23 protein-coding genes and 4 pseudogenes are annotated in these 22,935 nt (G+C 62.9%); 6 read left to right on the top strand and 21 right to left on the bottom strand.

All coding sequences use genetic code 11. From position 1 onward, the window contains the following. Positions 1–26: 26 nt before the first annotated feature. The 9 genes and pseudogenes from ACHMW6_RS16630 to mltG form a co-directional block, all read right to left on the bottom strand. Positions 27–1,385 (bottom strand): DUF2799 domain-containing protein, encoded by a 1,359-nt coding sequence (locus ACHMW6_RS16630; RefSeq protein WP_395408173.1) that lies wholly within the window; start codon positions 1,383–1,385, stop codon positions 27–29. A gap of 19 nt (positions 1,386–1,404) precedes the next feature. Next, positions 1,405–1,599, bottom strand: coding sequence for a hypothetical protein (locus ACHMW6_RS16635; protein WP_395408174.1), 195 nt, complete (start codon positions 1,597–1,599; stop codon positions 1,405–1,407). A 123-nt stretch (positions 1,600–1,722) separates the two neighbouring features. Further along, entirely contained in the window at positions 1,723–2,625 is a 903-nt protein-coding gene (locus tag ACHMW6_RS16640) for a methyltransferase domain-containing protein (protein ID WP_395408176.1), read from the bottom strand. A gap of 88 nt (positions 2,626–2,713) precedes the next feature. After that, positions 2,714–3,415, bottom strand: a complete 702-nt coding sequence (locus tag ACHMW6_RS16645; protein WP_395408178.1) for an ankyrin repeat domain-containing protein — start codon at positions 3,413–3,415, stop codon at positions 2,714–2,716. Positions 3,416–3,431: 16 nt separating this feature from the next. Next, positions 3,432–4,212 (bottom strand): annotated as a pseudogene (locus tag ACHMW6_RS16650) (TatD family hydrolase). A gap of 23 nt (positions 4,213–4,235) precedes the next feature. Further along, positions 4,236–4,614 (bottom strand): annotated as a pseudogene (locus ACHMW6_RS16655) (PilZ domain-containing protein). Between the two features lie 9 nt (positions 4,615–4,623). Beyond that, on the bottom strand, positions 4,624–5,640 hold the full coding sequence (locus ACHMW6_RS16660) for a DNA polymerase III subunit delta' (protein ID WP_395408179.1): 1,017 nt from the start codon (positions 5,638–5,640) through the stop codon (positions 4,624–4,626). Next, positions 5,637–6,252: pseudogene (gene tmk, locus ACHMW6_RS16665) on the bottom strand (dTMP kinase). Before tmk ends, ACHMW6_RS16660 begins: the two are co-directional and overlap by 4 nt. Further along, entirely contained in the window at positions 6,249–7,238 is a 990-nt protein-coding gene (gene mltG / locus ACHMW6_RS16670; RefSeq protein ID WP_395408180.1) for an endolytic transglycosylase MltG, read from the bottom strand. Before mltG ends, tmk begins: the two are co-directional and overlap by 4 nt. A 155-nt stretch (positions 7,239–7,393) precedes the next feature. On the opposite strand from mltG, the gene ACHMW6_RS16675 reads away from it, so the two are divergent. The 4 genes from ACHMW6_RS16675 to ACHMW6_RS16690 are packed head-to-tail and all read left to right on the top strand — an operon-like array spanning position 7,394 to position 9,540. After that, on the top strand, positions 7,394–8,401 hold the full coding sequence (locus ACHMW6_RS16675) for a YgfZ/GcvT domain-containing protein (protein WP_395408181.1): 1,008 nt from the start codon (positions 7,394–7,396) through the stop codon (positions 8,399–8,401). A gap of 2 nt (positions 8,402–8,403) precedes the next feature. Next, positions 8,404–8,697, top strand: a complete 294-nt coding sequence (locus ACHMW6_RS16680; protein ID WP_395408182.1) for a DUF4936 family protein — start codon at positions 8,404–8,406, stop codon at positions 8,695–8,697. Then, positions 8,688–8,939 carry an NRDE family protein gene (locus ACHMW6_RS16685; protein WP_395408183.1) on the top strand — a complete coding sequence of 84 codons (252 nt, stop codon included), beginning with the start codon at positions 8,688–8,690 and terminating at the stop codon, positions 8,937–8,939. The genes ACHMW6_RS16680 and ACHMW6_RS16685 overlap by 10 nt, the downstream gene beginning before the upstream one ends. Next, positions 8,881–9,540, top strand: coding sequence for an NRDE family protein (locus ACHMW6_RS16690; protein ID WP_395408184.1), 660 nt, complete (start codon positions 8,881–8,883; stop codon positions 9,538–9,540). Before ACHMW6_RS16685 ends, ACHMW6_RS16690 begins: the two co-directional genes overlap by 59 nt. On the opposite strand, the gene ACHMW6_RS16695 is transcribed toward ACHMW6_RS16690, so the two are convergent. From ACHMW6_RS16695 to ACHMW6_RS16730, 8 genes are read right to left on the bottom strand one after another with little or no spacing between them, the layout of a single operon-like run. After that, a complete protein-coding gene (locus tag ACHMW6_RS16695; protein WP_395408185.1) occupies positions 9,537–9,785 on the bottom strand; it encodes a hypothetical protein in 249 nt (82 codons plus the stop codon). The genes ACHMW6_RS16690 and ACHMW6_RS16695 overlap by 4 nt on opposite strands. A gap of 12 nt (positions 9,786–9,797) precedes the next feature. Continuing rightward, on the bottom strand, positions 9,798–10,223 hold the full coding sequence (locus ACHMW6_RS16700; RefSeq protein WP_395408186.1) for a GNAT family N-acetyltransferase: 426 nt from the start codon (positions 10,221–10,223) through the stop codon (positions 9,798–9,800). A gap of 21 nt (positions 10,224–10,244) precedes the next feature. Further along, entirely contained in the window at positions 10,245–11,150 is a 906-nt protein-coding gene (locus ACHMW6_RS16705) for an SDR family oxidoreductase (protein ID WP_395408187.1), read from the bottom strand. Then, positions 11,150–12,139, bottom strand: coding sequence for an NADP-dependent oxidoreductase (locus ACHMW6_RS16710; protein ID WP_395408188.1), 990 nt, complete (start codon positions 12,137–12,139; stop codon positions 11,150–11,152). The genes ACHMW6_RS16705 and ACHMW6_RS16710 overlap by 1 nt, the downstream gene beginning before the upstream one ends. A 9-nt stretch (positions 12,140–12,148) precedes the next feature. After that, positions 12,149–12,931 (bottom strand): SDR family oxidoreductase, encoded by a 783-nt coding sequence (locus ACHMW6_RS16715; protein WP_395408189.1) that lies wholly within the window; start codon positions 12,929–12,931, stop codon positions 12,149–12,151. 9 nt (positions 12,932–12,940) lie between these two features. Then, positions 12,941–13,243, bottom strand: coding sequence for a Dabb family protein (locus ACHMW6_RS16720; protein WP_395408190.1), 303 nt, complete (start codon positions 13,241–13,243; stop codon positions 12,941–12,943). Between the two features lie 8 nt (positions 13,244–13,251). Further along, positions 13,252–15,054, bottom strand: coding sequence for an acyl-CoA dehydrogenase (locus ACHMW6_RS16725; RefSeq protein WP_395408191.1), 1,803 nt, complete (start codon positions 15,052–15,054; stop codon positions 13,252–13,254). A gap of 15 nt (positions 15,055–15,069) precedes the next feature. Then, a complete protein-coding gene (locus ACHMW6_RS16730) occupies positions 15,070–16,248 on the bottom strand; it encodes an acetyl-CoA C-acyltransferase (protein ID WP_395408192.1) in 1,179 nt (392 codons plus the stop codon). Between the two features lie 175 nt (positions 16,249–16,423). Here ACHMW6_RS16730 and ACHMW6_RS16735 point away from each other — a divergent pair. Continuing rightward, positions 16,424–18,126 (top strand): annotated as a pseudogene (locus ACHMW6_RS16735) (MFS transporter). Between the two features lie 168 nt (positions 18,127–18,294). After that, complete coding sequence (locus ACHMW6_RS16740) at positions 18,295–18,744, top strand: hypothetical protein (RefSeq protein WP_395408193.1); 450 nt, start codon at positions 18,295–18,297, stop codon at positions 18,742–18,744. 195 nt (positions 18,745–18,939) lie between these two features. Here the strand turns inward: ACHMW6_RS16740 and ACHMW6_RS16745 are convergent, their stop codons facing one another. From ACHMW6_RS16745 to ACHMW6_RS16760, 4 genes are all read right to left on the bottom strand, one after another. Continuing rightward, complete coding sequence (locus ACHMW6_RS16745; RefSeq protein ID WP_395408194.1) at positions 18,940–19,224, bottom strand: hypothetical protein; 285 nt, start codon at positions 19,222–19,224, stop codon at positions 18,940–18,942. A gap of 73 nt (positions 19,225–19,297) precedes the next feature. Then, on the bottom strand, positions 19,298–20,164 hold the full coding sequence (gene nadC, locus ACHMW6_RS16750; protein WP_395408195.1) for a carboxylating nicotinate-nucleotide diphosphorylase: 867 nt from the start codon (positions 20,162–20,164) through the stop codon (positions 19,298–19,300). Then, positions 20,161–21,300, bottom strand: coding sequence for a quinolinate synthase NadA (gene nadA / locus ACHMW6_RS16755; protein ID WP_395408196.1), 1,140 nt, complete (start codon positions 21,298–21,300; stop codon positions 20,161–20,163). Before nadA ends, nadC begins: the two co-directional genes overlap by 4 nt. After that, complete coding sequence (locus tag ACHMW6_RS16760; RefSeq protein WP_395408197.1) at positions 21,300–22,898, bottom strand: ABC-F family ATPase; 1,599 nt, start codon at positions 22,896–22,898, stop codon at positions 21,300–21,302. Before ACHMW6_RS16760 ends, nadA begins: the two co-directional genes overlap by 1 nt. Positions 22,899–22,935 lie beyond the last annotated feature (37 nt).

Below are 22,935 nucleotides of genomic sequence, written 5' to 3' on the forward strand. Positions count from 1 at the left end.
GCCGCCGAAACGCCAACACGTCCGCGTTAAGGAAGGCGCAGCGCATCCATCTCCCGGTAATGCCGGTCCGCGCTGCGGCGCGCCTCGTCCCGCTCACGCTCGGCCCGCCGCATATCGCCCTCGGCATCGCGCCGCTCGGCTTCCAGGCGGCGGATGGTTTCGTCGCTGGGCGGTTTGTCCTTGCGTTCACGTTCGGCGCGGATATCGCGCTCGGCGCGCTCCATGCGGCGGCGCTCATCGCGCACGCGGCGCTGGAAGTCGTCGGCGCGGTCGTTGGCGCGCTCGTAACGGATGCGGACCTGGGTGTACTCACCGCCATTCAGGTAGGCGCGTTGCAGCATCCCCTGCAGCGGAGGCTGGCAGACCTCGATGGCCATGGGCTGGCTGGTGCGGCCCCATTCGAAGGCATTCGCCGGAGTGCAGTACTGGGCATTGCGCGCCGTCCAGGCTTCCTTGTAGAGGGCGCGGGAGTTGTGAATGACGAACACGCCGTCGCGGCTGGCGTTGGCGACGCGCGCTTCCAGCTGGTAAGGCTGGCCGAAGCCATCCTGTTCGCCGGCCTGGCGCCAGTAGTCGGCCAGGCGGCGCTCCCACGCGTCGATATAGTCGCGCTCCAGTACCTTCAGTCCGCGCTGCTGGGCTTCGCGCTTGCGGACGCCGAATTCCTTGCCGCTGGTTGCGTCCTGGGTACCGAGCTTGCGCCAGTAGTTGATCAGCTCCGCGTTCCAGGCCGTTCTGTAGACATCTTCCTGGACCTGGACACCGGCGGCGCGCGCCTTGGCGGCGCGGGCCTTGAATTCGCTGTCCGGCACGCCGCTGCGGGCGTCCGAGTATCCGGCATCTTCCCAGAAAGTGCGGTTGCCGGCCTGCCAGCCGGCGCCGTAGGCGCTGTCGTCGTAGCGGATATTCGCCGCCGCAGCCTGGCTGCGTGCGCCTTCGCGGGCGGTCAGCGGCTGGCCGGACGTACCGTCTTTTCGGCCCAGGTCTTCCCAATGGGCGCTATTGCCCTGCGTCCAGCCGGCCTCGTAGGCGGCACGGGAGGGCGGCGTGCCCTTCTTGCGGACTTCCTCGCTGGCGGCACGGGATTCCCATCCAGCGCTCAGTTGCAGCGCATTGCGTCCGTCGGAGTTGCCGCGGCTGGACCAGAAATCGGCATTGCCGGCCGTCCAGCCGTCCGCATAGCGGGCAGGCGCGTCGGCGGCGGGCGCGGTGTGGTCGTCGCAGAAGTCCTTGCGTTCGGCAAAAGCGGCTTTTTCGCCGGCGGCGCCGTCCTTTTGGCCGATCGCGCGCCAGTCGCCGGTCTTGCAATCGGCGATGCGCTGCATGGTGGACTGGCAGCCGGCCAGGGTCAGAGTGAGAGTGAGGAGGAGCGGTACGAGTCTCAAGATGATTGTTTTTATGTTGTTATCGGCCACCGCCCAGGACGCGGGCCGGCAGCATCACAATGGCGCGCAGCAGTTCGAAAACCGCCTCGACGCCGATGCCCAGCAGGCGGAACGGCAGCAGGATCAGCCAGACCAGAGGATACAGGACGAGCGCCAGCAAGGCGAGCGGCCAGCAGATGAACAGCAGCAACAACCAAAGCAGAAAGCCCAGCATGGCGATATCTCCCGTTTTCTTGTTGTCCAGACTTTAAAGCGGACGTCCGGGGCGGACAATCGCCATGCGACCAAATGCAGAATGGGCGGATGGATGGTGAAATCGCGGGGGGCGAAACGTCCGCTAGGCGTGCGCGGCTACCGGCGCGGCGACCACATCAGCGCGCATGGCCGACTGGAGCGACTGGATCTGTCCGCCGGCGCGGTAGGCAAAGCTCACCTGCACCCGATCGCCGGCTCGAACGGACCGGGGCTCGGCCAGCGGCAAGGTCATGTAGTGATTCAGCCAGTCGATGGTGGACGACCGCTCCGGCACGACCGCCAGGATGTTCTTGGTCACGAAACGCAGGGCATTCAGCACGCCGTCGCGCTCGATGGCAATGTGGCCCTCCCAGCGGTAGGCCAGATCGTTCGGTTGCGTAAAGTCGATCAGCGAATATACCGCCGGCTGGCCGAGTTCCAAAGTGCCGGGATGCACGACGCCCGGCTGCTGGAATTGCACGATGGGCGCGTAGAAGCCTTCGAAATCGTATTCCTGCTGCACCGGCTGCACGGCCATCAGGACTGCCTCGGGCAGGAACAAGGGCAGCGGGCCGCCGAACTGCTTCAGATAGCGCTGCTTGAAATTCTCGATCACTTCAACCTGCTTTTCGCGCAGCATGGCGACGTGGATCATTTCGCAGATCACCACATCCACCGGTTCCGGCGGCAGGTATTCGAAAGCGTCGGCGTGGATCACTTCAACGCGATCGCCTCCCTCGTTCATGGCCAGGAATTTGCTCGCCTCGCGCACCATGTCCGGATTGAATTCCACGCAGTAGACTTTGGACGCCTTGCGCGCCGCAAAGCAGGACAGCACGCCGGTGCCGCCTCCCAGTTCCAGCACTTTCATGCCAGGCTTCACCGCGTATTCGATGGCCGCCTTGAAGTTGACCATCCGGTTGGCGTCCATCAGCATATTGTGATGGTAGTGGACGGGAATAAATTGGCCGAGATAGCAGCTCTCGATTTCGCGTTCGTTCAGCATGGCGGTTCCATAGGGTTTGCGACAAGTCTATTGTCGCGGGAACCATGCTACGCCAAAGCGGTGAGTTCTGGGGTGAAAGTGGCTTAGTTCAGCGTTTAGCCGCGAGGTGGACGCGGATGGCGTCCGCGATCCATGGCTTGTGCGCGCGCTCGGCGAATTCGCCGGCGGTGGACTTGAAGCCACGGTCGCGCAGATTGGCGTCCGCGCCTTCGGCCAGCAGCATCTTGACGGCATCTTCCATGCCTTCGCGGGCGGCGATCATCAGCGGCGTCATACCGGAGGGGGACTCCGCATCGATATAGGCGTGCTGGTCGAGCAGGATGCGCATGATTTCGGTCTGGCCGGACGCGGCCGCATAGTGCAGCGCTGTCCAGCCGGGACGGTTGACCTGCGCGCCCTTCGCCAGCAAGGCATGCACGGCTTCTTTGTTGCCTTTGAAGGCGGCCATCATGAGAGCCGTGTTGCCATTGTCGGCCGCGGATTCGAGCTGTATGTTGGGCTGGGACAGCAGCAGATTGAAGACCTTCATGGCGTCGTAGCGCAAGGCTACGATGATGCCGGTTTCGCCCCGCTCCGGCTCGCGGGTGTTCGGGTTCAGGCCGCGCGCGAGGATGGGCTTGATGCTGCCGGCATCGTCCAGCTGGGCGGCGCGGAAGAAGCGCACTGCCTCCTCGCCCTGCGCCGGCAGCTCGGGCGCGCCATGCGCCATGCCGGTAATGGATGCCAGTGCGACTGCCAGGGCCACCGCGCGGGCTTTCAGGCGCCGGCGGACAAAGCGTACACGCATCATCAATCCCATTAAGAACCTACCGTATGATGTTGAATAATTTGAAGAAATTCGCCGTCGTCTGCTCCGCAACCTGCTCCAGCGGAACACCGCGCAGCCTGGCGATGAACTCGGCCACATGCGACACATAGCCGGGTTCATTCATTTTGCCACGATATGGCACCGGGGCGAGATAGGGCGAGTCGGTTTCGATCAGCATGCGCTCCAGCGGCACTTCCAGGGCTACGTTCTGCAGGTCCCTGGCGCTCTTGAAGGTGACGATGCCGGAGAAGGAAATGTAGAAACCCAGCTCCATGGCGGCGCGCGCGACTTCGAGCGACTCGGTGAAGCAATGCATGACGCCGCCGACACCGCCGTCCTGCGGCGCGGCGCCCTCTTCCCGCATGATGCGGATCGTGTCTTCGCTGGCGCTGCGGGTGTGGATGATCAGCGGCTTGCGCGTAAGGCGCGAGGCCCGGATGTGGGTGCGGAAACGCTCGCGCTGCCACTCGAGGTCGCCTTCCAGGCGGTAGTAATCCAGTCCGGTTTCGCCGATGGCGACGATCCTTGGATTATTGGCGAGCTCGACCAGCTGTTCTACCGTCGGCTCGGGCGTGTCTTCATAGTCCGGGTGAACGCCGACCGAGGCGTAGATATGCGGGTATTGCTCGGCCAGCGCGAGCACGCGGGGGGAAATCCGGCAGGTCAACCGACACGCAGAGTGCGTGGCTGACCTTGTTTTCCTCCATCTTCGAGAGGATTTCAGGCATCCGGACCGAGAGTTCCGGGAAGTCGATGTGGCAGTGGGAATCGATAAACATCCCACAATTTTACCAAAGCCGAATCAAAGCGTATGGGTGGCGCGGGACGAGCGCAGCGCGGCGCCCAGGATTTCCTCGATGCGCAGGCGCGTGCGCTGGCCGGTTTCATCGTCCGGAAAGTGCACGCCGATGCCTTGCGTCTTGTTATTGTGGGCGCCGGTGGGCGTGATCCACGCAACCTTCCCCGCGATCGCGTACTTGTTCGGATCGTCCATCAGGGTCAGCAGCAGATAGATCTCGTCGCCGATCTTGTACGGTTTCTGGGTCGGCACGAACATGCCCCCCGTTTTTCAGGAAGGGCATGTAGGCCGCGTACAGGGCAGCTTTTTCCTTGATCGCCAGCGACAGCACCGTAGGCCGGTTGATCGGCACGGTGTTCGGATCGGTTGGGCTAGCGCTCATTTATTCCTCTCACGTACAGCACGCAGTATAGTCAAGCAGCATATCCTCTATAAAAAGCTTGGGGGAGAGCGGATGATCCGCAACCGCTCGCCGCTCATTGGCGCCTTTCAGCGCAGCCATCAGCCGGCTGACATGAATCTTGTCGGCCAGGCCAGCGAGCTCCCGCTGGTACCGTGGATAATAACGGATGTTTCCAGCCAGTTTGTACGAAAAAACGTCATAAAGCCAGCGCTGTTGCCAAGATACAAGTGCCGACAGTGGCACTTTTTGCAACTTGTCCGCTGTCCGTAACGCGCCTTCCACGCTGGGATGGGCCAGGTATTGCAGGAAACTGTCCATCTCTTCGCGGTTGCCCTGCTCGGCCTGGGCCGCCGCCGCCAGCGGCGAACCGCCCTGCTCGCGCAGCCAGGAATCGGCGTCCGGCACGCCCTGCTCTTTCAGCCAGGCCAGCGCCTCGGCATGGGACGGCATCGGCATGGCGAATTTTCGGCAGCGCGACAGGATGGTCGGCAGCACGCGGTCCAGCGAATTCGACGACACCAGGAAGACGGTGCCGGGCGGCGGCTCTTCCAGTGTCTTCAGCAGCGCATTCGAGGCGGGCATGTTCAGCCCCTCGGCGGGATACAGCACGACCACGCGCAAGCCCTGGCGGTGGGTCGAGATGTTCATGAAGTCGGCCAGGGAGCGGATCTGCTCGATCTTGATCTCTTTGGACGGGGTCTTGGATTTCTTCTTGTCCTCGCCCCCCTCTTCGTCCGCGACTTCATCTTCCATGGATTCCGGACGAATGCGGCGGTAGTCGGGGTGGTTCTGCTGCGCGAACCAGCCGCAGGACGCGCACTGGCCGCAGGCATGGCCATCCGGCAACGCGCTCTCGCACAGCAGGGCCTGGGCGAACTGCTCGATGAAGTCCGCCTTGCCGATGCCGGCTGCGCCGTGGAACAGGATGGCGTGCGGCATACGCTGGCGCAGGGTTTGCAGCTGCTGCCAGGCGTCCTGCTGCCAGGGGTAGGTGCGGCCGCTCATGCAAGCTTGTCCACGATGTCGGCCAGTTCGCGCTGGATGTCCAGGATGCTGCGGGTGGAATCGATCACGCGGAAGCGCTGCGGGAACTCGGCGGCGCGGCGCAGGTATTCGTTGCGGGTGGCGTTGAAGAAGTCCGCCTTTTCGCGCTCGAAGCGGTCCAGTTCGCGGGTTGCATCCAGGCGCGCCCGCGCCACTTCCAGCGGTACGTCGAACAGGATGGTCAGGTCCGGCTCCAGCTGCGGATGTACCCAGTGGGCGAGGATTTCCAGCTTTTCGCGGCTCAGCCCACGGCCGCCGCCCTGGTAGGCGAAGCTCGCATCGGTGAAACGATCGGAAATGACCCCAGGCGCCGCGCTCCAGCGCGGGCTGGATGACCTGGGCGATGTGCTCGCGGCGGCTGGCAAAGACCAGCAGGGTTTCCGTTTCCACGTGCATGGCCTCGTGCAGCCACAATTCGCGCAGCTTTTCGCCCAGCGGCGTACCGCCCGGTTCGCGCGAACTGACCAGTTCCACGCCGCGCGCCTTGATCAGGTCGCCGACGAACTGGATGTGGGTGGATTTGCCGGCGCCGTCGATGCCTTCGAAGGTGATGAATTTACCGCGTTGGGTCATTGTCTCTGGTACTGGTTCACCGCCCGGTTATGGTCGGTCAGGTTGTCTGAAAACTGGCTGGTGCCGTTGCCGCGCGAAACGAAATACAGGGCGCCGGATTTGGCCGGCGCCATGGCCGCCATCAGCGACTGCACGCCCGGCAGCGAAATCGGCGTCGGCGGCAGGCCGGTGCGCAGGTAGGTATTGTAAGGGGTGTCCGTTTCCAGGTCCTTCTTGCGGATATTGCCGTCGAACCTGGCGCCCATACCGTAAATCACAGTGGGGTCGGTCTGCAGCAGCATGCCCAGCTTGAGGCGGTTGACGAAGACGGCCGCGATCATCGAGCGCTCGGATTTCTGCCCGGTTTCCTTCTCAACAATCGATGCCATGGTCAGCGCCTGGTATGGCGAGGAGTAAGGCAAGTCCGCCGAACGCTTCTCCCACGCCTCCTGCAGGCGCTGGATCAGCATCTGGTGCGCCTGCTTGAAGATCTGCAGCTCGCTGGATCCCTTGGCGAACAGGTAGGTGTCCGGGAAGAACAGCCCTTCCGGGTCCTTGAAGTCCGGATTCACGCGCTCCATCAGTTCCTTGTCGCTCAGCTCCGCGGTATCGTGCCTGAGGCCCTTGTGGGCGGCAATGGCGGCGCGCATCTGCTTGAAGGTCCAGCCTTCGATGATGGTCAGCGACTCTTGCGCGAACTCGCCCCTGACCAGCTGGTCGATCAGGCGCGCGGGAGTAGTGTTCGGCTTCAGCTCATAGGAGCCGGCTTTCAGCTTATTGCTCTTGCCCGTAAAGCGGGCCAGCATATTGAACATCAGGGGCTGGATCGGCACCCCGGCCTGCGCCATCTGCTGGCCGGCCGCGCCTGCGGTGCTGCCCTTGGAAATCGTAAACTCGATCGCCGGTTCTTCGGTGGTAATCGGCTGCTCCGACCACCAGGCGAATCCGCCCGCGGCGCCGGCCGCCACCAACATCCCCAGAACAAAGGTCTTTTTTATAAATGCCATGTGACTAGTTTATTGCGAATGCCCGTTCGATAACCGAATATTGAACCAGTTTCACTCCCGATGTAAGCAATTTCGGAGCGTCCGGCGCAAATTTCGGGAGATCACTATAATGAGCCCGTAATGATACTGCCTTCAGGGTCGAAATATAGGAATTTATGAATAACTGGAATCAACTTTTAACACAGGAACAAGAGCCGTTGACTGCGGCCAAGCTGGCCGTCGGTTTTGTCGCCCCCGTCACTGACCAGGGCCTGATCGCTTTCATCGGCGAGGAATCCGCCAGCTTCCTGCACAATCAGTTGACCAATGACGTCGAGCACCTGGGTCAGAACGAAGTTCGCCTGGCCGCCTACTGCTCGCCCAAAGGCCGCATCATGGCGTCCTTCCTGATGTGGCGTAACGCTGATTCCATCTTCCTGCAGTTGCCGCGCGCCATCCAGGCGCCCATCCAGAAGCGCCTGCAAATGTTTGTGCTGCGCTCGAAAACCAAGCCGGCCGACGTCAGCGACGCGCATGTCACCCTCGGCCTGGGCGGCAGCCTGGCGGAAGCCGTGCTGCAGACCTGGTTCGATGTGCTGCCGGATCGTCCGTATTCAAGGGTAGATCACCCGCTGGGCACCCTGCTGCGCGTGGCGAACGCCTTTGGTGCGCCGCGCTACCTGTGGCTGACCACCCCGGAAACTGCCACCATGGCGGCGCCCCTTCTGGCGGACCGCCTTGTGGTGGGCGGCAATGAAACCTGGCGCCTGTCCGAAATCCATGCGGGCGTGCCCCAGATCGGTCCATTCACCCAGGAGCAGTTCGTACCGCAGATGGTGAATCTTGAGCTGCTGGGCGGCGTCAATTTCAAGAAAGGCTGCTATCCGGGCCAGGAAATCGTGGCTCGCAGCCAGTATCTGGGCAAACTGAAACGCCGCACGGCGCTGGTGACGATTGCCGACCCCTCGGTGGTCCCGGGCGCCGAAGTCTTCTCGCCGGCCGATCCCGACCAGCCTTGCGGCATGGTCGTCAACACGGCCCCCAATGGCGAGGGCGGCGTGGATGCGCTGGTGGAGATGAAACTCGAAGCCATCGAGCAGGCGGATGTGCGCCTTGGCTCGGCCAACGGCCCTGCCCTGGAGTTCAAGCCCCTGCCCTACGTGCTGGATAAGCTCGAAGTCTGAGCATGTTCGATCTATACGTTTATTACCAGGTGCGCGAGGCCGACGCCGGCCGTTTGCTGCCCCTGGTCGCGGCCATGCAATCCGGGCTGGCCGCGCGCTACTCCCTGGCGCCGCAATTGAAGCGCCGCCCGCAGGCCAAGGATGGCTTGCAGACCTGGATGGAGGTGTATCCCGCGACGCCGGAGGGCTTTGAGGCCGTCCTGGCGCAGGCTGTAGCTGAGGCGGGGCTGGTAGCGCTATGCGCCGGTCCGCGTCACGTTGAAGTGTTTACGGATTTAGATTCAAGATGTGTCTGATTGTCTTCGCCTGGCAGGTGGTGCCTGGCGTGCCGCTGATTGCTGCGGCCAACCGCGACGAGTTTTATGAGCGCGCCGCCGCGCCGGCCGCCCCGTGGCCGGAATTCCCTCATGTGTTCGCAGGCCGTGACCTGAAGGCCGGCGGCAGCTGGATGGGCATTACGCCGCCCGGCGGCGGCCTCCGTGGACGCCTGCACCGCGGACCAGCCGCCGGTGCGCGCCAACTGCCCCGGCGCCGATGATCCCAGCCCTGCCGCACTGGCGCCGGCCGAGTCGGGCGCCGCATTGCTGACGCCCTCGCGCTTCGCCGCCATCACGAACATCCGCAATCCGCTGGACCACCGTGCCGACGCGCCCAGCCGCGGCGCCCTCGTCACCGGTTTCCTGCAAGGGGACATGACGGCGCGCGAATACGTGCGGCAGATCGCGGGCGACGCGCAAGCCTACAATGGCTTCAACCTCGTCTTGTGCGACGGCCAGGAACTGGTCTGGTATTCGAACAAGGCGGAAAACGACCCACGCAACGGCCAGCCGCTGGCGCCGGGCGTTTATGGCCTGTCGAACGCCCTGCTGGACTCCGCCTGGCCCAAAGTGCTGAAGACCAAGGCGCAATTTGCCAGCCTGCTGTGCCTGGGCGCGCCGGAAGACGCGTACTTCGAAATGCTGTCCGATACGACGATTGCACCGGACATGCGCCTGCCCGACACGGGCGTGCCAATTGAATGGGAGCGCCTGCTCTCGGCCGTGAAAATCGAGTCGCCCGCCTATGGCACGCGCAGCTCGACCGTGGTGAAGCTGTATGCCAGCTCACCGGGCGTGCTGCATGAAGTGACAATCCGTTAAGGCAAGGGCTCGCGCAGGCAGGACGGCTTGTTGCCGTCCGACTTGCACCAGACCAGGGTGCGCGTGCCCGTGTCCACCAGGTAGAACTGCGTTGCCCCGCCCGAGCCCGGCGTCACGGCTGCTGCCGGCCAGGCGCCGCCGCCGCCAATCTGCGCCTGGGCGTTGGGGAAGCTGCTGAGGGAACCCGCGATATAGCCGGCGCCGAAAACGGCGCAGACGGCCAGCACTGCCAACACGCGCTTCATGACTACCTCCAATCAGAAGTAGAACTCCATTTCGATATGGGGAATGCCTGCTTCGTGAAACACATCGCCTTTGGCTGAAAAGCCGTGGGCCAGGTAAAACTCCGCCGCGTGGGTCTGGGCGCTGAGCACCACGCACTCGTCGCCGCGCTCCTCGGCCCTGGCCATCAGGCCTTTCAGCAGGGCGCCGCCGACGCCGGTGCCGCGCGCCGTGCGCAATACGGCCATGCGGCCGATATGGCCATCCGGCAGCAGGCGGCCGGTGCCAACCGCCTTGCCGTCGACATAGGCCACCGCGTGCAGGCACACGGCATCCTTGTCATCCATTTCCAGATCGGCGGGAACGTTTTGTTCCTGCACGAACACTTCCAGGCGGATCGGTCTGGCATCCGCCTGCATGCTGGCCCAGTCGCCGAAGCGAATTTCATGTTCTGTTTTCATGGGCCAGATTGTAGAAGGATTTCACCGCGGGCGCATCATCGACAGCAGCGCCTCGCGAACCTGCGGCGTGGCCGCATAGGGATCGGTCGGGTTGCGCTGGGAGACCATGTCCGTCATGCGCTGCTCTACGCCGCCGAGGGCCTGCGGGTGGGTGAAAACGTAGAACTGGCCATCTTCGACCGCCTTGAAGGTCAGTTCGGCGACGCCGCTGGCCGTCATCTTGCCGGAGCTGACCGCCTTGTCCACCAGGGACTGGGCGGCCAGCTGGCTGACGGTAGGCGCTTCGGTCATTTTCACGTCCGCCGGACGGTTGCGGTGCGACTGGCTGATCCCTGTCGGCACGAAATAGGGACACAGCACGGAAGCGCCGATCGGCGCCTGCACCAGCTGCAAATCCTGGTACAGGGTTTCGCTCAGCGTGACCACCGCATGCTTGGACACGTTATAGACGCCCATGGCCGGCATGCTCATCGTACCCGCCATCGACGCCGTGTTGACGATGTGCCCCTCGTAGTCCGGATCGTTCTTCGCGCATTCGAACATCAGGCGCGTGAAGATGCGCACGCCGTGCACCACGCCCCACAGGTTCACGCCCAGCACCCATTCCCAGTCCGCCTCCGAGTTCTCCCAGATCAGGCCACCGGAACCCACGCCCGCGTTATTGAACACGAGATGGACGGCGCCGAATTCCTTCATCGTGGCGTCGGCCAGGGCCTGGACCTCCGCGCTCTTGCGCACATCGCAGACAAGGCCGAAAACACGGGCGCCCTGCTCGCGCAATTCCTGCACGGTGTGGTCCAGCGTATCGCGCTGCACGTCGGCGAGCACGATCTTCATGCCCAGTTGATGGGCCTTGAAAGCGAATTCGCGGCCGAATCCGCTCGCGCCGCCGGTGATGACGGCTACCTTGTCCTTGAAATTTTTCATCAGATGAGCTTTACGAGTTGTTTGCCGAAGTTCTTGCCCTGCAGGAGACCCATGAACGCTTCCGGCGCGGAGGCCAGGCCTTGCGACACGGATTCGCGGTACTTCATCTTGCCGCTGGCGACCAGCTTGCCCACTTCCGCCAGGCCCTGCGGCCACAGGTCCAGGTGCTCGGTGACGATGAAGCCCTGCAACTTCACGCGGTTGGTCAGCAGCAGGCGCGGATTGCGGATCGGGATATCCTCGCCGCTGTAGCCGGCTGCCATGCCGCACAGGGCGATGCGCGCGAAGGCGTTGGTGCGCGCCAGCGCCGCATCGAAGCATGCGCCGCCGACGTTCTCGAAGATGCCGTCTACGCCATCCGGCGTCGCCGCCTTCAGGCCGGCATCAAGACTGCCGGCGCGGTAATCGACGCAAGCGTCGAAGCCCAGCTCATTGACCACGTAATCGCACTTTTCCTTGCCGCCCGCAATGCCGACCGCGCGCGCGCCCGCCAGCTTTGCCAGTTGCCCGACGGTGGCGCCCACGGCGCCGCTGGCGGCGGAAACCACGATGGTTTCGCCGGCCTTCGGCTCGATGATCTTGTTGATGCCATACCAGGCGGTCATGCCCGGCATGCCGACCACACCCAGATAGGCGGATGCGGGAATGATCGTGGTATCGACCTTGCGCAGCAGCGTGCCGTCGGAAACGCCCATTTCGGACCAGCCGAACATGCCGACGACCCAGTCGCCCTTGGCAAATTTAGGATTCTTCGATTCGACCACTTCGCCGACCGTGCCGCCGATCATGGTCTCGCCCAGTGCCTGCGGCGCCGCATAGCTCTTGGCGTCGCTCATGCGGCCGCGCATATACGGGTCAAGCGACAGGTAATGGTTGCGCACCAGGACCTGGCCCTCGGCCAGTGCGGGAACCTCCGCCTTCTCCAGGCGGAAGTTGGAGGCTTCGACCGCGCCCGATGGGCGGGAAGCCAGGACGATACGTTGGTACATTGCGCCTCCTTATACTGCGGACACGCCGCCGTCCACGGCCAGGGTCTGGCCTGTGATGTGGCGGCCGGCATCGGATGCGAACAGCACCACGGCGCCTTTCAGGTCTTCATCTCCGCCCAGGCGGTGCAGCGGGGTTTCAGCGGCCAGCTTTTCTTCACCAATGGATTTCAGCACGCCCGCGCTCATCTTCGACGGGAAGAAGCCCGGCGCCAGCGCGTTCACATTGATGCCGTATTCGCCCCATTCGCCGGCCAGCGTGCGGGTGAAGTTGATCACGGCAGCCTTGGAAGTATTGTAGGCGATGGTCTTCATCGTGCCGGGCGCATTGCCGGCCATGCCCGCAATGGATGCGATATTGATGATGCGGCCGGTGCGGCGCGGGATCATGGACTTGCGGCCCACGGCCTGCGACAGCAGGAAGATGCTGCGCACGTTGAGGTTCATGACCTTGTCCCAGGCTTCGACCGGATATTCTTCCGCCGCGGCGCCCCAGGTTGCGCCGGCATTGTTGATCAGGATGTCGATCTGGCCGAGGTGGGCCATGGCGCCATCGACCAGCGGCTCGACCGCTTCTTCCCTGCCGAGATCAGCCGCGATGGCGTGGGCTTCGATGCCATGCTCGCGCAGCGTGGCGACAGCTTCGTCCAGTTCCGCCTGTTTGCGGGCCGAGATCACGACTTTCGCGCCCTGCTCGCCCAGCGCCAGCGCCATTTGCAGGCCGAGGCCGCGCGAGCCGCCGGTAACGAGTGCGGTTTTGCCTTTGAGGCTGAAGAGATCCTGGGTAGTACGCATTATGTCTCCTTAAACGGTGTAATCCATGCACTGGCGGGCTTCACGCACCGCGCCAAAGAAAGGTTTCAGGGCCGCGTGCTGCGGGTGGACCTGGTAAGCATCCAGCGCGGCCTTGTCGCTGAATTCGGAATACAGCACGACGTCATAAGTCGCCTCGAGGCCCGGTTCAGCTACAGCCACTTCCAGCTTCAGGATGCCAGGCACGATGCCGTCGCAAGCTTCCAGCAGCTCTTTCATCTTGCGCGCATTGGTGGCGCGGTCGGCGCCTTCGGCGTAGTCCTTCAGCTTCCACATCACGATGTGTTTGATCATTTGAACTCCTAAAACCACGCATCGCGCATATCGAGCGTGGTGGTATCGAGGCTGGCCAGCAAGTCCAGTTGCGAATGGACCTTCGGCAGCTCCCAGTTGTAGAAATAGCGGCAGGCTTGCAGCTTGCCGAGGTAAAAATCGTCCGGCGCGGCGCGGGCGGCCACCAGCGCCTGTTCGAGCCAGATCCACGCCACGACAACGTGGCCGACGGCTTCCAGATAAACGGTGGCGTTGGCCAGGGTCTTGTTCATGTCGCCGGCGGCGTACAGGGCCCGTGTGACTTCCTCGACGCGGCTCCAGGCGGCATCGAGCGCTCCGGCATGGCCGGCCAGCTCGCCACCGTCTGCTGCGCGGGCGCGGCTTACGGTGGCGCGCAACTCGGCAGCGTAAGACTTGAACAGGGCGCCGTCCTGCAGTGCCACCTTGCGGCCCAGCAGGTCGAGGCCATGGATGCCGTGCGTGCCCTCATGGATCGCATTCAGGCGGTTGTCGCGGTAGAACTGCTCGACGTTGTATTCGCGGGTGTAACCATAACCGCCGTGCACCTGGATGGCAAGGCTGTTGGCCTCCACGCACCATTGCGACGGCCACGACTTCGTGATCGGCGTCAGGAATTCCAGCAAGCGCGTGGCGCGTTCACGGGCTTCCGGCGCTTCGGCCGTGTGCTGCTCATCGACCAGGCGGGCGCTGTACATCACGAGCCCCAGCGCGCCTTCCACATAAGCCTTCTGCGCCAGCAGCATGCGCCGCACGTCCGTATGCTCGATGATGGGCAACTGCGGTGCGGACGGATCCTTTGCGGCAGGATGCCGGCCTTGCGGACGGTTGCGGGCGTAGTCCAGTGCGTGCAGGTAGCCCGTATAGCCCAGCATTGTCGCGCCGAGCCCGACGCCGATGCGCGCCTCGTTCATCATATGGAACATATTCGCCAGGCCCTGCTGCGGCTGGCCCACCAGCCAGCCCACGGCGCCGGGCTTGCCGCCGGGCCGACGACTGCCTTCGCCGAAGTTGAGCAGGCAGTTGGTGGTGCCGCGGTTGCCCATCTTGTGGTTCAGGCCCGCCAGTGCTATGTCGTTGCGCTCGCCGCCGGGCAGGAATTTCGGCACAAGGAAGAGCGAGATGCCCTTTACGCCAGGTACCAGCTTGCTGTCGGGGCCGGGAATCTTGGCTAGCACCAGGTGGACGATGTTCTCCGCCAGCTCATGCTCGCCGGCCGAGATCCACATCTTGTTGCCGCTCAGGCGGTAGCGCCCTTCCCCATCCGGCTCGGCGCGCGTGCTGATGTCGGACAGGCTGGAACCCGCCTGCGGTTCGGACAGGCACATCGTGCCGAAGTAGCGCCCTTCCAGCATGGGCTTTACGTACGCCTCGATCTGCTCCGCAGTGCCGCACTTGAGCAGGGTGTTGGCATTCGCCATGGTCAGGAAGGTGTAGGCCGCAGTGGCGACATTGGCGGCCGTGAAGTAGCCGGCCAGCACGCGCTCCACCGTGTAGGGCAGCTGCATGCCACCCATCTCGTAATCCTGGCCCGCAGCCATCAGGCCCGCCGCGCTGAAGGCGTCCAGCGCCTGCTTCACTTCGGGGATGATCTGCACGACGCCACCAGGGCCGACGTGCGGCTCCTGCTGGTCGTTCTTCTTGTTGTGGGGGGCGAACAGTTCGGTCGCGATCTGTTCGGCGGTATCGATGGCCGCGTCGAAGCTCTCCCGGTTGTGGTCGTGGAAGCGGAGGCGCCTGGCCAGCGCCTCCACATCCAGCCATTCGTAGAGGAGAAATTCGACGTCCCGGCGCGACAGCAGCTTGGATTGCATGGCGCCTCGCGACGGTCAGATCACTTCGAACAGGCCCGCCGCACCCTGGCCGCCGCCGATGCACATGGTCACGACCACATATTTCACGCCGCGGCGCTTGCCTTCGATCAGGGCATGGCCAGTCATGCGGGCGCCGGAGACACCGTAAGGATGGCCCACCGCGATGGCGCCGCCGTTCACGTTCAGGCGGTCCATCGGGATGCCCAGCTTGTCGGCGCAGTAGAGCACCTGCACGGCGAAGGCTTCGTTCAGCTCCCACAGGCCGATGTCCTCAACCTTCAGGCCCGCCTTCTTCAGCAGCTTGGGCACGGCAAATACAGGTCCGATGCCCATTTCATCCGGCTCGCATCCGGCGACAGCGAAGCCGCGGAAGATGCCCAGTGGCTGCAGGCCTTTGGCGGCGGCGACGCGGTCGCTCATCAGCACGGCCACGGAAGCGCCGTCCGAGAACTGGCTGGCATTGCCGGCCGAAATCACGCCGCCGGGGATGGCGGTGCGGATCTTCGAGACGCCGTCCAGCGTTGTGTCGGCGCGGATGCCTTCGTCGGCAGTGATGGTCACTTCACGGGTGCCGAGCGTGCCGGTCGCCTTGTCTGCCACGCCCATCACGGTGGTCATCGGCACGATCTCGGCATCGAAACGTCCTGCGGCTTGCGCAGCGGCGGCGCGCAGCTGGCTTTGCACGCCATATTCGTCCTGGCGCTCCTTGCTGATGCCGTAGCGCCTGGCGACGACTTCGGCCGTCTGCAGCATCGGCAGGTAGATTTCAGGCTTGTGCTGGTCCAGCCAGACTTCCTTGTACATGTGCATATTCATCTCCTGCTGCACGCAGGAGATCGACTCCACGCCGCCGGCCGCATAAATCTCGCCTTCGCCCGCGATGATGCGCTGGGCCGCGGTAGCGATGGTCTGCAGGCCGGACGAGCAGAAACGGTTGATCGTCATGCCCGGCACAGTGACAGGGGCGCCGGCGCGGATGGCGATCTGGCGGGCGATATTGCCGCCGGTCGCTCCTTCAGGATTGGCGCAGCCGATGATCACGTCTTCCAACTCGCCCGCTTCGATATTGGCGCGGTTGATGGCAGCCTGCAGCGCGTGGCCGCCAAGCGTGGCGCCATGCGTCATATTGAAGGCGCCTTTCCAGGATTTCGCCAGGCCGGTACGGGCGGTCGAAACGATCACGGCATCAGTCATTTGAATCTCCTTGAAGGTTATTTCTGAGCAGAATAGCACGAATTAGCACGGTCGTTCGATATTTATTTTTGTAAGTTTTGCGTAAGTTTCATGCAAGCATGACGTAAGGTTAAGAGGCCAGACTCCATCATGCCGGTTATGAATATGGCATTTCAATTATATGGAGACACACATCATGGCAATAACCTCTGGCACTGCGGACATGCGTAAGTCGGGGAACGGCAAGTCCGCTCCCATGACCGCAGAAGAGAAGAAGGTGATTTTTGCTTCTTCCCTGGGTACCGTGTTCGAATGGTATGACTTTTACCTGTACGGCTCGCTGGCTTCGATTATCGCGAAGCAGTTCTTTATCGGCGACCCGACCACCACCTTCATTTTCGCCCTGCTCGCGTTTGCCGCAGGTTTCATCGTCCGTCCTTTCGGCGCCATCGTGTTCGGCCGCCTGGGCGACATGATCGGCCGTAAATACACCTTCCTGGTGACGATCCTGATCATGGGTATGTCCACCTTCATCGTCGGCCTGTTGCCAAGCCATACCTCGATCGGCATCGCCGCGCCCATCATCCTCGTTGCCCTGCGCCTGTTGCAGGGCCTGGCGCTGGGCGGCGAGTACGGCGGCGCCGCAACCTATGTGGCGGAGCACGCCCCACACGGCAAGCGCGGCCTGTTCACCGCGTGGATCCAGACCACGGCGACCCTGGGCTTCTTCCTGTCCCTGATCGTCATCCTGGCCTGCCGTTCCTCGATGGCGCTGGCTGATTTCGAAGCCTGGGGCTGGCGTATTCCCTTCCTGGTTTCCGTCGTCCTGCTGGGCATCTCGGTATGGATTCGCCTGTCGATGAACGAGTCCCCTGCCTTCGCCAAGATGAAAGCTGAAGGCAAGACTTCCAAGGCTCCGCTGAGCGAGGCTTTCGGCCAGTGGAAGAACCTGAAAATCGTGATCCTGGCGCTGATCGGCCTGACCATGGGCCAGGCAGTGGTGTGGTACACCGGCCAGTTCTATGCTCTGTTCTTCATGCTGCAAATCCTGAAGATCGACATCGCGACCGCCAACATCCTGATTGCCGTCGCGCTGATCCTGGCGACGCCGTTCTTCATCTTCTTCGGTTCGCTGTCCGACAAGATCGGCCGCAAGTGGATCATCCTGGGTGGCTGCCTGATCGCTGCCGCGACTTACTTCCCTCTGTTCGGCGCCCTGACCCACTATGGCAACCCGCAACTGGAAGCCGCGCTGAAGAATTCCCGGTGGTAGTCGTCGCTGACCCGAACTCCTGCCACTTCCAGTTCAACATGACCGGTACGAAGAAGTTCCCATCCTCCTGCGATATCGCAACCGGCATGCTGACCGCCTCCTCCGTCAACTACACCCGCCAGGATGCGCCGGCCGGTTCCGTGGCGGTGGTGAAAGTGGGCGACAAGGAAATCCCATCCTTCAACGCCGCGATGACCGCTGACGGCCTGAACTTCGACGCCGACTCCAAGAAGAAGGAAGGCGACCTGAAGAAAGCCATGGGCGACGCGATCAAAGCCGCCGGCTACCCCGCCAAGGCTGATCCAGAGCAGATCAACAAGCCGATGATGGTGTTGGTGCTGTTCGTCCTGGTGCTGTACGTGACCATGGTGTACGGCCCGATCGCCGCCATGCTGGTTGAAATGTTCCCGACCCGCATCCGCTACACCTCGATGTCTCTGCCCTACCACATCGGTAACGGCTGGTTCGGCGGCCTGCTGCCAACCACCGCCTTCGCCCTCGTGGCCTTCAAGGGCGACATCTACTACGGCCTGTGGTACCCGATCGTGATCGCCCTGGCCACCCTGGTCATCGGCGCTCTCTTCATCCGCGAGACCAAGGACGACAATATCTACGCTGCCGACTAATCCCCGCCAGCCCCAACTCCAGGCCGCCCTCGGGCGGCCTTTTTATTTTTCCTCCCCCGCGAGTAGTTAATTTCCTGGTGACAATTGAAGAGTTTTTGAGGCAATTGTTTTCCATATAATTCGCAGGCGCTGTCGCGCATAAAACTCTATAAAACAAAAGGGGAAATAATGAAAAAAATACTGGCCCTCGTGGCGGTGGCAGTCCTGGGCACTGGTTGCGCATCGATTTCGGGCGAGAAGATGCAGCCGATCCGCGTGCTGGCGACGCATGAGAATACCGAAATCGTCGGCGTCGGCTGCACCTTGAGCAATGACACCGGCAGCTGGTTCGTAACCACCCCTGCCAGCGTCACCGTGCACAAGAGCACTGGCGACATGGCCGTCGACTGCAAGAAGGACGATTTCGTAGGCAACCAGACCCTGGTTTCCAAATCGAATGGCGCTGTGTGGGGAAATATTCTGATCGGTGGCGGCATCGGCTATATCGTTGACCGCAATACCGGCGCCGGTTTCGACTACCCGGCCGCGATCACCATCCAACTGCGCAAAATTAACCTGGCGAATTCTCAGGCCAGCGCAGCTGCTGCGCCAGCCGCAGACGCACCCGCGTCGAAATAATTCCCGGGGCTGGACACCGCCCCCGGCGTCCAGCCTATTTAAACAGCAGCGGCAGATACTTCACCACGAGCAGACCGGCAATCTGTATGGCGGCAATTCCGGCGCCGAACATGCAGAAGTCGAGAATGGTGTCCCACATTGCTTCCTCGTCTTTGAATCTTCTTGCGAACCATCTTCGAATCACGTTCGCTCCTTTCAGATCTTGACGAAATGCACAATCGCGTAAGTCGTGGCGGATAACGTTGTGACGACAAGCGAGGCAATCATGCATCGAAAATGCCCAAGCCAGGACGCACTGGGCGAGACGACAAGGGAAGTATGAAACAGGGCTCCTCCTGACGCAAGCAAGCAGGACAGGATTAATAAGAAGATCAGGAGCGCCGCCACCCATCCGGAATTCTCAAGCTCGCACACCGCCGCGCCGCACACACCCGTGGGTGCAAAGAGGGGAAGAAGGATGTTGGCGAAGAGCCAGGACATGGTATCCGCGCTGAAGGCCGCGACAGTCCGATCTTAGCGGAAGGACAGTCGCGGGAACTTGAGCGGAATCTACTCAGCCGATGATGCGCAGGGAGTAGTCGGTAGCCTTGATGTCTTTGGTCAGGGCGCCGATGGAGATGCGGTGGACGCCGGTTTCGGCGATGGCGCGGACGGTGTCGAAGTTGACGCCGCCGGAGGCTTCGAGCAGTGCGCGGCCGCCGTTCAGCTCCACGGCGCTGCGCATCATGTCGAGGCTGAAGTTATCGAGCAGGATGGACTCGGCGCCGGCGGACAACGCTTCTTCCAACTCCGCCAACGATTCCACTTCCACCTGGATGGACACTTTCGCGTCCAGGCGCTTGGCGGCTGCCATGGCAGCGGTGATGCCGCCCGCGGCGGCGATGTGGTTTTCCTTGATCAGGATGCCATCGTACAGCGCCAGGCGCTGGTTCTGGCCGCCGCCCACGCGCACTGCATACTTCTGCGCCAGGCGCAGGCCGGGCAAGGTCTTGCGGGTGTCGAGGATGGCGGCGGTGGTGCCTGCGATCACGTCGACATAACGGCGGGTGGCCGTGGCTACGCCGGACAGCAGCTGCAGGAAGTTGAGCGCCGACCGTTCGGCGGTCAGGATGGCGCGGGCCGGGCCGACGATGGTGCACACCGCGGTATCGGCCGTCATGAAGTCGCCTTCGGCATAATGCCATTCGATGCCGATGGCTGCGTCCAGCGCGTGCATGATGCCTTCGAACCAGGGAGCGCCGCACAGCACCGCGTCTTCGCGCACGATCACGCGGGCGACGGCGCGGCCGTCTTCCGGCACCAGCTTGCCGGTCAGGTCGCCGGTGCCGATATCTTCCAGCAGTGCGGCCAGCAGATTGCGCTCGTAGGCGCCGGCCAGGTCGTCGTCAAACGGGGCAAAGCGATTGATCAGGGTACTCATGCAGGACCGATTCCCGAGAACAGTTTGGCTTCCTTCGCCAGGTCGGCGCCGGGAGCGATACGCGCCTTCTTGGCGGCGGCGAAGTCCAGCATGCGGTTGATGGAGCGCTGCGCCTCGACACCCACAGCCGGATCGACGTGGATCTCGTTGCTCATGTTTTCCAGCACGTCCGCCAGGTTGCGCAGGCCGTTCATGGCCATCCACGGGCAGTGCGCGCAGCTCTTGCAGGTGGCGCTGTTGCCGGCGGTCGGCGCTTCGATGAAGGTCTTGGTCGGCGCGGCCAGGCGCATCTTGTGCAGGATGCCGTTGTCGGTGGCGACAATGAATTCCTGCGCCGGCAGGCTCACGGCAGCGGCGATCAGTTGCGAGGTGGAGCCCACCACGTCGGCCTGCTCCACCACGTTGGCGGGAGACTCGGGATGCACCAGCACTTTGGCATTCGGATGCTCGGCCTTCAGCAGGTCCAGTTCCACGCCCTTGAATTCATCATGCACAAGGCAGGAGCCCTGCCACAGCAGCATGTCTGCGCCGGTCTGCTTCTGGATGTAGGAGCCGAGGTGCTTGTCCGGCGCCCACAGGATCTTCTTGCCCTGCTCGTGCAGGTGCTTGACGATATCCAGGCCGATGGACGAAGTCACCATCCAGTCGGCGCGCGCCTTCACGGCAGCGCTGGTGTTGGCGTACACGACCACGGTGCGGTCCGGATGCTGGTCGCAGAAGGTGGCGAATTCGTCGGCCGGGCAGCCCAGGTCCAGCGAGCAGGTCGCGTCCAGGTCCGGCATCAGGATGGTCTTGTCCGGGCTGAGGATCTTGGCGGTCTCGCCCATGAAGCGCACGCCCGCCACCACCAGCGTCTTGGCCGGGTGGTCGCGGCCGAAGCGCGCCATTTCCAGGGAGTCGGAGACGCAGCCGCCGGTCTCCTCGGCCAGGTCCTGCAGGTCGGCATCCACGTAGTAGTGGGCCACCAGCACAGCCTCGCGTTCGCGCAGCAGGGTGCGGATACGCTCTTTCAGCAGGATTTTCTCGTCCGCCGCCACGGGGGCCGGCGTGCGGGCCCACGCATGGGCGACGCAGCTGCCGCCTTCGGCGGGCTTTTCGTACTCTACCGACTTGATCGGCAAGACTTGCGCATTCATTAATCGATACCTTGGCTCTTCAGATAGTCTTCGTAGTTGCCGCGGAAGTCGATGACTTCGTTTTCCTTGATCTCGACGATGCGGGTGGCCAGCGAGGAAACGAACTCGCGGTCATGCGACACGAAGATCAGGGTGCCGGCATACTTCTCCAGAGCGATGTTGAGCGATTCGATGGATTCCATGTCCATGTGGTTGGTCGGCTCGTCCAGCAGCAGGACGTTGTGACGGCCCAGCATCAGCTTGCCGTACATCATACGGCCTTTTTCGCCACCCGACAGGACACGCACCGATTTCTTGACTTCGTCGCCGCCGAACAGCAGGCGGCCCAGGCTGGAACGCACAGCCTGGTCGTCGTCGCCTTCCTTGGTCCACTGGCCCATCCAGTCGGTCAGGGTCAGGTCGGTGGCGAATTCTTCGGTCGGGTCCTGCGGCATGTAGCCAACGTTGGCGTTTTCCGCCCATTTCACGAAACCGGTATCCGGCTGCAGATTGGCCAGCTCGCCGCCGATCGAGCGCAGCATGGTGGTCTTGCCCGCGCCGTTGGCGCCGATGATGGCGATACGCTCACCCGCTTCCACCAGCATGCTGAAGCTCTTGAACAGCGTGCGGTCATAGGTCTTGGAGATATTGTCCACTTCCACCGCCAGGCGGTGCAGCTTCTTCTCGCCTTCGAACCGGACAAAAGGATAGGCGCGGGAGGACGGCTTGATGTCCTCGACCTTGATCTTTTCGATCATCTTGGCGCGGGAAGTCGCCTGGCGCGCTTTGGACTTGTTGGCCGAGAAGCGGCGCACGAAGTCCTGCAGCTCGGCGACTTTCTCTTTCGCCTTGGCGTTATTGGCCAGCTGCTGGTTGCGGGCCTGGGTCGAGGCCAGCATGTAGTCGTCGTAGTTGCCCGGATAGATCTTCAGCGTGCCGTAGTCCATGTCCGCCACGTGGGTGCAGACCTGGTTCAGGAAGTGGCGATCGTGGGAAATGATGATCATCGTGGAGTTACGCTGATTCAGCACTTCTTCCAGCCAGCGGATGGTGTTGATGTCCAGGTTGTTGGTCGGTTCGTCCAGCAGCAGGATGTCCGGATTCGAGAACAGGGCCTGGGCCAGCAGCACGCGCAGTTTCCAGCCGGGCGCCACTGCGCTCATCGGGCCCTGGTGCAGGTCGATGGACACGCCCACGCCCAGCAGCAGTTCGCCGGCACGCGCTTCGGCGGTATAGCCGTCGTATTCGGCGACCTTGCCTTCCAGTTCCGCCGCTTCCATGTAGTCTTCGTCGGTGGCTTCCGGATTGGCGTAGATGGCGTCGCGCTTCTGAATGGCGGCCCACATCTCGGTGTGGCCCATCATCACTACGTCCAGCACGCGCATTTCCTCGTAGGCGAACTGGTCCTGGCGCAGCTTACCCATGCGCTCGTTGACATCCAGCGAGACGTTGCCGGCGGACGGCTCCAGGTCGCCGCCCAGGATCTTCATGAAGGTCGATTTGCCGCAGCCGTTGGCGCCGATCAGGCCATAGCGGTTGCCGTCGCCGAATTTGACGGAGATGTTCTCAAACAGCGGCTTGGCGCCGAACTGCATGGTGATGTTTGCGGTGGAAAGCACTGGTAAAAGCCTTTACGGTCACAGATTTGATTAACCT

Source organism: Pseudoduganella sp. UC29_106, from assembly GCF_044055365.1.
GTDB lineage: Bacteria > Pseudomonadota > Gammaproteobacteria > Burkholderiales > Burkholderiaceae_D > Rugamonas.